The organism is Bradyrhizobium oropedii, from assembly GCF_020889685.1.
Taxonomy (GTDB): Bacteria; Pseudomonadota; Alphaproteobacteria; order Rhizobiales; family Xanthobacteraceae; genus Bradyrhizobium; species Bradyrhizobium oropedii.
In genome coordinates, this window is the sequence record NZ_JACMYO010000060.1 from 33,660 (window position 1) to 44,244 (window position 10,585).

General features: G+C 64.4%; 9 protein-coding genes. 2 read left to right on the forward strand and 7 right to left on the reverse strand.

Annotation, left to right across the window (positions count from 1 at the left end):
• Positions 1-60 precede the first annotated feature (60 nt).
• From H8A95_RS18650 to H8A95_RS18670, 5 genes are all read right to left on the reverse strand, one after another.
• The gene (locus H8A95_RS18650) at positions 61-879 is read right to left on the reverse strand and encodes a formate/nitrite transporter family protein (protein ID WP_212310650.1); all 819 of its coding nucleotides are present in this window, start codon (positions 877-879) and stop codon (positions 61-63) included.
• A gap of 431 nt (positions 880-1,310) precedes the next feature.
• The gene (locus H8A95_RS18655) at positions 1,311-2,057 is read right to left on the reverse strand and encodes a transporter substrate-binding domain-containing protein (RefSeq protein ID WP_229184435.1); all 747 of its coding nucleotides are present in this window, start codon (positions 2,055-2,057) and stop codon (positions 1,311-1,313) included.
• A 155-nt stretch (positions 2,058-2,212) separates the two neighbouring features.
• Positions 2,213-2,617, reverse strand: a complete 405-nt coding sequence (locus H8A95_RS18660; protein WP_420839424.1) for a DUF4399 domain-containing protein — start codon at positions 2,615-2,617, stop codon at positions 2,213-2,215.
• Positions 2,618-2,672: 55 nt separating this feature from the next.
• The gene (locus tag H8A95_RS18665; RefSeq protein ID WP_229184436.1) at positions 2,673-4,220 is read right to left on the reverse strand and encodes an SUMF1/EgtB/PvdO family nonheme iron enzyme; all 1,548 of its coding nucleotides are present in this window, start codon (positions 4,218-4,220) and stop codon (positions 2,673-2,675) included.
• A gap of 209 nt (positions 4,221-4,429) precedes the next feature.
• A complete protein-coding gene (locus H8A95_RS18670) occupies positions 4,430-5,608 on the reverse strand; it encodes an MFS transporter (RefSeq protein WP_229184437.1) in 1,179 nt (392 codons plus the stop codon).
• Positions 5,609-5,681: 73 nt separating this feature from the next.
• Here H8A95_RS18670 and H8A95_RS18675 point away from each other — a divergent pair, with 73 nt between their 5' ends.
• A complete protein-coding gene (locus tag H8A95_RS18675; protein ID WP_229184438.1) occupies positions 5,682-6,494 on the forward strand; it encodes an AraC family transcriptional regulator in 813 nt (270 codons plus the stop codon).
• Positions 6,495-6,652: 158 nt separating this feature from the next.
• Entirely contained in the window at positions 6,653-8,005 is a 1,353-nt protein-coding gene (locus H8A95_RS18680) for a malonyl-CoA decarboxylase (RefSeq protein WP_229184439.1), read from the forward strand.
• Positions 8,006-8,137: 132 nt separating this feature from the next.
• Here the strand turns inward: H8A95_RS18680 and H8A95_RS18685 are convergent, their stop codons facing one another.
• Both H8A95_RS18685 and H8A95_RS18690 read right to left on the reverse strand, forming a co-directional pair.
• A complete protein-coding gene (locus H8A95_RS18685; protein WP_229184440.1) occupies positions 8,138-9,199 on the reverse strand; it encodes a hypothetical protein in 1,062 nt (353 codons plus the stop codon).
• 175 nt (positions 9,200-9,374) lie between these two features.
• Positions 9,375-10,544, reverse strand: a complete 1,170-nt coding sequence (locus tag H8A95_RS18690; protein WP_229184443.1) for a mandelate racemase/muconate lactonizing enzyme family protein — start codon at positions 10,542-10,544, stop codon at positions 9,375-9,377.
• Positions 10,545-10,585 lie beyond the last annotated feature (41 nt).

Below are 10,585 nucleotides of genomic sequence, written 5' to 3' on the forward strand. Positions count from 1 at the left end.
CGCCTCATGCAGGCCCAGTGGATCTCTCCCTGACAGGAGAGACCCATAAGCCGGCCAGGATCAAGCCGCGAGGCGCTGGCGCTTCGGCGCCGTCTTCACGTGCGTGGTGTAGAGCGTCAGCCCGGTGAAGGCGAGGCCGCCGGCGAGGTTGCCCAGTACGGTCGGGATCTCGTTCCAGATCAAATAGTCCATGATCGAGAACTTCGCATGCAGCATCAGTCCGGACGGGAACAGGAACATGTTCACCACCGAATGTTCGAACACCATGTAGAAGAACACCAGGATCGGCATCCACATCGCGATGACCTTGCCGGGCACGGTCGTCGAGATCATGGCGCCGACCACGCCGGTCGAGACCATCCAGTTGCAGAGCATGCCGCGGATGAACAGGGTCGCCATGCCGGCCGCGCCATGCGCCGCGTAGCCCAGCGTTCGCGCCTCGCCGACATTTCCGATGGTCATGCCGACCTTGTCGGGCTCCTGCGTGAAGCCGAAGGTCGTCACGAACGCCATCATGAACGCCACCGTGAGCGCGCCGGCGAAATTGCCGACGAACACGAGGCCCCAGTTGCGCAGCACGCCGCCGAGCGTGACGCCGGGGCGCTTGTCGAGCAGCGCCAGCGGCGACAGCACGAACACGCCCGTCAGCAGGTCGAAGCCCAGCAGATAGAGCATCACGAAGCCGACCGGAAACAGCAATGCGCCGACCAGCGGCTGGCCGGTGTTGACGTTGATCGTCACGGCGAACCAGGCCGCCAGCGCCAGGATCGCACCGGCCATGTAGGCGCGGATCACGGTGTCCCGCGTCGACATGAAGATCTTGGATTCACCGGCGTCCACCATCTTGGTGACGAATTCGGACGGTGCGAGATAGGCCATTGGTAAAGTCCCCTTGCGCAATTCGGCCGCGCCGGTTGCCTGCCGGAAGCGACGCGGGTTGGTTGAAATGCTCGTCCGTCCGGGGAGATGGGGTGCAACGATTGCTCGAGACGCCCGGGCGGGGCGCCTTGATCCCCTCACCTCGGCCTTCGCTGGCTTCGGCAATCCGGAGGACGGCAGTCGTCATTGACTGAGACAAGCAAAAGCAATGGATATGCCAACCGGGGACGGCGGCGACAGGACAATAACACCAGTTAATCTAATGACTTAGGTAACCAGCATCGGAGCCGACCGGCGCAATGGCGCAGAATTATGCAGCATGCCCAGATGCCGGGCGGGCAACCATCGGTTCGCGGCGCTGTCCATCCCCGTCATCCCCGCGCAAAGGCTTCGCCTTTGCGCGGGGGTGACGGGGCAAGATCAGTGCGCGCCTACTTCACCTCGGTACGGACCGGCGAGCCCTTCAGCCCGTTACTGTCATAGGCCTTGCGCAGCGTGCCGTTGGCGATCGCATCCGTCATGAATTTCGTGGCGAACGCCGCAGCCAGCGGATGGTCGAGCGGCACCGCAACCGCGGTGACGGTCTGCTTGAAGGTCTCATCCAGCACGCGCGTGCCAGGGATCTTCCTGGCCATCGCGTTGAGCTGATCGCGCGACAACGCGAACGCATCGACCTCGCCGCTCTTCAACAGATTGAAGATCTCGTCATAGGTCTGATAGCCGGTGACCTTGGCGTGCTTGAGATGCGCGATCGCACCGCGCATCGTGGTGGTGGCATTGACGGCCGCGACCTTGACGCCGTCCTGATCCAGCGCGGCGAAATTCGCAATCGTCGAGCCCGGCTTGACGATATAGGTGGCGTCGGCGACCTCGTAGATCGGCCCGAACGTCATCCTGGTCTCGCGCTCGGGATCCCTTGGCAGGAAGGTGATATCCCAGGTGTTCTTGGCCGCCGCGTCGGTGATCTGGCCGGAATTCTGGTGCACGACGTATTCAACGGGAACACCGAGCTGCGCCGCCATCTCGCGGCCGAGATCGACAGGCACGCCGGCATAGCCGTTCTCGGTCCGGGTCGACCAGAACGCGCCGCCCGCCGGGCTGATCGCGATCGCGACCCGGAGCTTTCCGGTCGGTGCGATCTGATCCTTCAAGGCATCGGCGTTGGCGGATGTGGCCATGACAATCACTCCCAGAACGAGGCCAGCCAGACGCAGCAATCGAGACAACATCGGACGTCCTCCACGCCGGGTCTTGCGCCGGGCGGCGCGCAACAAACCGCACGAGGCCGCTTTGCGCAAGCGGCGGTTCGCGCAAGGGAGCTATCCGTATCGGCCTATTTGACGCGGATGGTGATTTTTTCGGAGACCACCGGCGGGTTGAATGGATAATGCTTGGCGTCGCCCAGCACCAACTGCAAGGTATGCTTGCCGGGCGCCAGATCGAGCTGCGTCTCGGTCTGGCCCGCACCGAAGTGCTGGTGAGATTTGTCCGACGGGATCGGCTCATTCGGATTCAACGGCTCATCCACATCGATCAGAAGATGGTGATGGCCACTGTTCGGGTATTCGTCGCCGGCATGGGTGACGCCCATGTTGCGCAGCCCGAAGCGGCACCAGAACGGGCTTTTGACCTTAGCTCCGTCGTGCGGCCAGATGAAATACAGCTTGGTGTCTTTCCCCGCCGGCTTGTTCTGCGCGGTGGCCGGACTGGCGAGCAATGTCAGTGCCGCAGCGAGCATGATCAGGCCTGCACTTTTCATAACCCCTCCAAATCTGGCTATTGCAGACGATCTCTCAGGGAGACAGCGCGACCCGGAAACCGTGGGTCGGGTAGCGAACATTGGTGTCGTAATTGTCGCGATTGGCCGGACGGACATAGCGCGCGTCATTCTTCCAGGAGCCGGAACGAATGACATGGGAGCCGCAGTCGCCGCCGGACCACACCGCGCCGTCGGCCGGAGCGCCCTGGTAGTTCCTGTGCCAGCAATCCTCGACCCACTGATCGACACTGCCGCCCATGTCGTAAAGACTGAACGGGTTCGGCTTGAAGCTGCCGACCTTGACCGGCTGTTCGGCGGCACTGGCGCCACCGCCGCAATCCTTGCAACCGGCGTTGCCCGATTGCATCTGGTCGCCCCACCAGTATCTCGATTGCGTTCCGCCACGCGCCGCATATTCCCATTCGGCTTCGCTCGGAAGCCGGTAGGCCTTCCCGGTGCGCTCGGCGAGCCACGCCACATACTGCTTCGCGTCGCTCCAGCTGACATTGGTGACCGGCACGTCGTCCTTGCCGCTGGCCGTGAAGATACAGGCCTTGGCCGCCGCGCAGGCATTCCATTCCCGGACGGTGACCGGATATTTGCCCATCGCGAACGGCTTGACCGTCACCTTGCGGATCGGCCGCTCCGAAGGGTCGTCATTGCTTCCCATCGAGAAGCTGCCGCCCTGGAGCGAGACCATTTCAGGCTCCGGCACCGACGCGGCGGGAGTTGCAGAGGGCGCGGCTTGAGGCGAGGCTTGCTGCGCCGGTGCGGCCCTCGGGACCGGACTCGCAGCCTGGCCTGGAGCCGGAGGCGGGCTCGGTGCCGGCTGCTGAACGGCCGGCGATGCGGCCGGTGACGGAGGCGCCTGCGCCACGTCGATCGGCTTGCTGCGCGGTTGCGCCAGCATGTACCACAGCACGCCGCCCGCGATGACTGCGACCGCCAGTCCGAGCAGCGTAAGCAGGATGGACTCACGGCGCCGGCGCGTCCTCTGGTACGCGGCAGCGTCCGGCAACACGCGATAGACCCGGACCGGATCGGTGATGTTCTTGACCTTCTTGTCACCGAGCGATTCGTACCCGCAGACCATCTTGTGCTTGATCTGCTCGTAGATGCCGCCGGAGATGAAGACGTCACCCGGCGCTGCGATCCCCTCCAGTCGCGAGGCCACGTTGACGCCGTCGCCATAGATATCGTCGGACTCGATGATGATGTCGCCGAGGTTGACGCCGATCCGGTACTCGATCCAGTGATCCCTCGCGATCGCGGCGTTGCGGCCGATCATGTTCTGCTGGATCACGATGCTGCAGCGGACTGCCTCGACAGGACTGTCGAACATCGCGATAAAGCCGTCGCCGGTGGTCTTGATCAGCTTGCCGTGGTGCTCGGCAATGGTGGGCTCGACCAGATCGCGCTCGATCCGCTTGACGCGGTTGTGGGTGCCCTCTTCATCGAGCTCCATCAGGCGGCTATAGCCGGCGATGTCGCCGGCAACGATCGCGGCGAGGCGCCGCGGCATCGCGTCGCCGGGCGGTGGCTTACCCGGCTTGCCTGATCTGAAGTCGCGAATTTCGCCCATGGCGTCGGCTGCTCCACAAACCACAAAATGGCAGTGATCCGGCGCAACCGGCGCCTTGGGCCCAAAGGCCCATGTGGAGCGTATCACACCGCTGGGTCCGGACAAGTTGCGGACGCTATTGCGGTGCGCGGAAAAGCGCCATCCGCTGGTGGCGGATGGGCGCTTGGGGCTTGTTTCAGCTTGAAATGGTGCGGCAAACCGCCAGCACGTCACCCCGCCTGCGTGGCGGGCGTCCGGATCTCGCGCGGCAGGATGATCGCGGCCGCAATCGCCAGCAGGCACAGCGCCGCGAACGCCCGCAGCATCATCGAGAAGCCGCCATGGTCGTACAGCCACGCCACCAGGCCGACGGAGGCGCCCGCCGCGGTGAAGCCGACGAAATAGCGCACCGCATAGGCGCGCGAGCGCCATTCCTCGTTGGTGTATTTTCCGACCATGGCATCGTTCACCGTGACTTGGCCGAACGCGCCCATCACGATGCCGATCGAGACCACGATCAGCGGCAGATTGGACAGGCTCGCCGCGAGATAGAGGAACGGCGCCAGCATGAACGACAGCGGCAGCGCCACCGTCTTCAGCGAATGTTTGTCGAGCAGCCTGCCGACCGTGTACTGCGTCATCGCGCCGAACACATAGACCCCGGCCGCGATCACGCCGAGCAGCGCCGGGCTCCTGGTCAGATCGGCGAGCCGTTCGGCGAACAGCTTCGGCAGCGCCACCGTCACCGCGTTGAAGGTGGTCGAGATCGCGATCACCACGATCAGCAGCGACAGCACCACCCGCCACATGTCTTCCTTGGCGACGCGCACCTGGGCTGCAGCCTGCCGGGAGCCCTTGCGGTCCTCATGCACCACCGTCATCGCAAAGGCGATGCCGACCAGCACGGTGACCGTGCCGGGCACGATGAAGGCCCAGCGCCAGCCGAGATATTGGCCGATCACGCCGGTGACCAGCGCCGAGGAGGCAACCCCGAGATTGCCCCAGACGCCGTTGATCCCCATCTGGGCGCCGAGCTTCTCGGCGTAGGACACGATCATCGCGGTGCCGACCGGATGGTAGATCGAGGCGAAGATGCCGATCGCGAGCAGCGCGGCGCCGAGCTGCAGCGGCGTCTGCACGAAGCCGACTGAGATCATTGAAAGGCCGATGCCGACGAAGAAGATCACCATCATGTGGCGGCGGCTCCAGCGGTCGCCGAGCCAGCCCGTGATCAGCGAGCCGGCGCCGAAGGCGATGAAGCCCGGCGTCGCATAGGGCAAGAGCTCCGAATAGGCCATGCCGAGCGCCGGGCCCATGATGATGACGGCAGCGGCGAAAATCAGCATCGCGTAGTGATCGATGAAATGGCCGGCATTGACGAAGCTGATCACCCGGCTGGGACTATTCATGGCACGTCTCTCACGCGATTCTTCAATTGCTCGAAAATAGGTTATAGGTGCTTGTCCTGACGGGATGTCGCCAATGACTATCGCTGAGCCGCCAATAAGAGCCCTCCACCAGGACCGGCGCGTCACCGGCGACGGTGTCCACATGGTCGCGCGCAACTACCCGAAGGGCATCCGCCTCGACCCGCACATGCATCGCGAGGCGCAGCTGGTTTATGCCGCCAGCGGCACCATGCAGGTGACGACACCGAAGGGCCGCTGGCTTGTGCCGCCGGATCGCGCGGTATGGGTCCCTGCCCTGCTTCCTCACGCGATCGATGTGCTCGCCGACATCGAGATGCGCACGCTGTATTTCGACCAGGCCTGGCTCGCGCGCGAACAACGCAGCGGCAGCCTCGACCATGAATTCGTGGTGCGGGTGTCGCCGCTGGTGCACCAGGCGATCCTTGCGCTGTTCGACGCCTCATGCGGACGCGAGCGCACCGAGTTGCTGATCAGGCTGGTGATGCTGGAGCTGCACCAGGCCGAGGATTCCGCGACCTTCATCCCGCTGCCGCAGGAGCCGCGCTGCCGACGCGCCGCCGACATCGTGCTGGCCGATCCGACCAGGGACCATGAGATCGATGCACTGGCGCGCATGGTCGGCACCTCGGCGCGGACGCTGTCACGCCTGTTCTCGGCGGAGACGCAACTCTCCTTCAAGAGCTGGTGCCAGCGCGCCCGGATCGCAGCGGCGATCGAGCGGCTGTCGACCGGCGCGAACGTCTCGGTCAAGCAGGTCGCCTCCGACCTCGGTTATGCCAGCGTGCCGGCATTTTCCCACGCGTTCCGCCAGGTTACCGGCAGGACACCGACCGCCTTCGCGGAGAAAACATGCGAAAAAACGTGAAAGGGATTTGTCACCGGGCGCAGCGAGGACAAATTATACCGCTGTCGTGCTGCGACATATTTCCGTACGATCCATGCGCTTGATTGCAGTCCTCCCGACCTTAAATCCCGTGTAAGGTCCGGCTTCACTGGATACGACCTGCTGGATACGACCCACACATGGCCAACGCCTTCTTCTCCGACTTGCTCTCGACGATTTCCGAACGCGGCCGCGTCCTGCTCGGCCGCGCCAGCCCGGCCGACGACAAGCAGGATGCTTCCGAACTTCTGGAATTGTGCGAGGCGCTGCTGTCCGGCCGCGGCGAGGCCTCCGGCACCGCGATGGCGCGCGAAGTGCTCGACCGCTACCACCACCTCGATGCCGCCGGACGGCTGTCGTTCTTCCAGACGCTGGCGCGCGATTTCGGACCCGATCACGCCCGGCTGGCGCAGGCGATCGACGCCTGGCGCGCCAAAGCCAATGGCGAGGACGCCAGCGACCTGCATTTCGCCTCCGAGCCGCGCCGCCAGGAATTGATCCGCCGACTCAACCGCGCGCCGGGCGGCACCGGCGAGCTGGTGTCGATCCGCTCGGATCTGCTTTCATTGATGAAGGGCAACAAGGACCTCGCCGCGCTCGATCGCGACGTGGTGCATCTGCTCTCGTCCTGGTTCAACAGGGGATTCCTCGTGCTGCGCAGGATCGACTGGTCGTCTCCGGCCAACATTCTGGAGAAGATCATCCGCTATGAGGCCGTGCACGAGATCCGCGATTGGGATGACCTGCGCCGCCGCATCGATCCGATCGATCGCCGTTGCTACGCGTTCTTCCATCCGGCGCTGGCCGACGAGCCGCTGATCTTCGTCGAGGTCGCGCTGACCGAAGCCATTCCGGGCGCGATCGCACCGCTGCTTGCCGAAGAGCGCGAGCCGGTTCCGGTCGAGAAGGCCCGCACCGCGGTGTTCTATTCGATCTCCAACACCCAGCGCGGCCTCGGCGGCATCTCGTTTGGCAGCTTCCTGATCAAGCAGGTGGTCGAGGAGCTGCGCCGCGAATTGCCCAAGCTCGACAATTTCGTGACGCTGTCGCCGGTGCCGGGCTTCATGCAGTGGGTCAAGCAGGCCGACGACGTGCCGCTCACCGATGAGGACCGCCAGCTGCTGGAAAGCCTGGGCAAGCCCGACTGGTTCGAGAACACCGAGCTCGCCACGCAGCTGCGCGCCGTGCTGGAGCCGCTCGCTGCCTATTATTTCCTGAAGGCGCGCACGCCGAAGGGCCGGCTGATCGATTCGGTCGCGCGCTTCCATCTCGGCAATGGCGCTCGGCTGGAGCGGATCAACTGGCTCGGCGACCTCTCGCCCAAGGGCCTGCGCGAATCCGCAGGCGTCATGGTCAACTACCTCTACCGCCTCGACGACATCGAGAAGAACCACGAGGCCTACGCCAACAACGGCGACGTGATCGCCTCGAGCGCGGTGAAGAAGCTCTTGAAGGGCGAAGGCCGGCGGCTGCTGGACATGCGGCTGTCGTAGTTATCCGTCATTGCGAGCGAAGCGAAGCAATCCATCCATCGACGTACGCGATGGATGGATTGCTTCGTCGCTTCGCTCCTCGCAATGACGGCGTCTTGGAACTTCGTCATCGGCGAAGCGGTGAGGACGCCGTCACGCGATTGCAGACCGCGGACGCAGCCCCGCCGGCAGATGCGCCTCGAGCCAGGCGGCGATCGCACGCTCGTTGCGATGGTAGAGCAGGCCTGCGGCGATCACGGCAATTCCGATCAGCGACAGCGAGAACGGAAACCACAGCGAGTCCTTGAAGACGACGTCGGCGAGATGGCCGAGATAGAGGCAGATGCCGAACGCGCCGAACACCGCATAGGCGCGCCGCATCAGGATCACGGCGATGGCGATCAGGCCGACATTGAGCAGGCAGTAGATCGCCTTGCTCAATTCAGTCGAGCCTTCGGAGGCGCTGATGCCGCCCCAGAATGCCATCAGGCCGAACAAGTGCAGCCAGAACGCAAAGTCGCCGTTGCGGCTGCGATAATCCACGATCCACGCCACCGCGAGGACGGCCAATCCGAACCACACCGACACCCGGCGCCGCATCTCGAAATCGGCATAGGCCGTGCCACTGAACCACGGCGCCAGATCCATCGACATGAACCACAACGCGACCGAGATGATCGCGACGATGAAGGCGAAACGGTAATAGCGCAGCGCAACGACGCCGGCGGCAATTGTTGCGATCTCCATGAAGATCCAGCTGCCCTTCACCCAGACATAGAAGTCCTGCACGGTTCCGGGCTTGCCGAACCTGCCCCACCAGCCGAGTTCGTCCTGGATGCCATAGACCGCGAGCGGCGCCATCGAGACCGCGATCGCGATCAGCAGGCCGCCGGGAACCCGCAAATTCTTGCCGTACCAGAGGTGATGACCTGCCACGGCGAATGCAGTGGCGTAGGCGATCGCGCAGGCCGTGAGCGCCCGACCGCCCATTTGGGTGAAGGCGAGGGTCGAGAACAGGCCCATGGCGCCGATCACGATCAGCGCGCCGGCATACCAGAGCACGTGTGCGGCATCGAACCTGGCTGGCGGGCTTGCGTCATCGGCCGTGCCTTGCCCGGCAGTGCTGGCGAGGAAGGCGAGCAGCCGTTCCAGATCAGCCGCGCTGATCACCCCGGCATCTGCGGCTTCCCGGAGATTCTTTGCTGAATATGGCATGCGGCGATCCTCATGACCGGTTCGAGGCGCCTTCCGGGGATCCGGACAGCACGCCCTCCCGAATGAGTATAGCGCAACGTGAGCAACGTTCAATTATTTCTTGAGCGTCGCTCACATAATTTTGTGAGCGAACTCAACCTACCCGCGGCGGCCGATCGGCATCGGCCGGGCTGGATCAGTCGGCCAGCGCCTTCATTTCCGCATAGAGGTCGGACTTGCCCTCGAAGCCGATGCCCGGCAGCTCCGGCATCAAGATGTGGCCACCCTCGACCCGCACGCCGTCCGGGAACCCGCCATAGGGCTGGAACAGGTCGGGGTAGCTCTCATTGCCGCCGAGGCCGAGGCCGGCCGCGATGTTGAGCGACATCTGATGGCCGCCATGCGGGATGCAGCGGCTCGGCGACCAACCGTGGGTCTTCAGCACCTCGAGCGTGCGCTGATACTCGCAGAGCCCATAGGACAGCGCGCAGTCGAATTGCAGCCAGTCGCGGTCCGGCCGCATGCCGCCGTAGCGGATCAGGTTGCGCGCATCCTGGTGGCTGAACAGGTTCTCGCCGGTCGCCATCGGGCCGGGATAGAACTCGGCCAGCGCGGCCTGCAATGCATAATCGAGCGGATCGCCGGCTTCCTCGTACCAGAACAGCGGATACTCCCGCAGCATCTTGGCATAGGCGATCGCGGTCTCGAGATCGAAGCGGCCGTTGGCGTCGACCGCAAGCTGCGCGGCGCGGCCGATCTCCTTCAGCACCGCCTCGATGCGCTCGCGGTCCTCGGCGAGCGGCGCGCCGCCGATCTTCATCTTCACGACGTTGTAGCCGCGGTCGAGATAGCCGCGCATCTCCTTGCGCAGCGCGCCGAGGTCCTTGCCCGGATAGTAATAGCCGCCGGCGGCATAGACGAAGACGCGCGGATTGGCGGTCAGGCCATGGCGCTCGGCGAGCAATCGGAACAGCGGCTTGCCCGCGATCTTTGCGACTGCGTCCCACACCGCCATGTCGATGGTGCCGACCGCGACCGAGCGCTCGCCGTGGCCGCCCGGCTTCTCGTTCGACATCAACGTCGACCAGACCTTGTCCGGATCGAGGTTGGCGCCATCAGCATCGAGCAGCGATGTCGGATCAGCTTCCAGGAGACGCGGCGCAAACCGCTCGCGGATCAGACCGCCCTGCCCGTAACGGCCGTTGGAATTGAAGCCATAGCCGACCACCCGCTTGCCGTCGCGCACCACATCGGTGACCACGGCGACCAGGCTCGTGGTCATCTTGGTGAAGTCGATATAGGCGTTGCGGATCGGCGAGGAGATCGGTTTCGTCACCTCGCGGACGTCGACGATGCGGACGGACATGGTGCTGCTTTCTATGTAGGGGTGCCCGCTTCTCTCCTCAG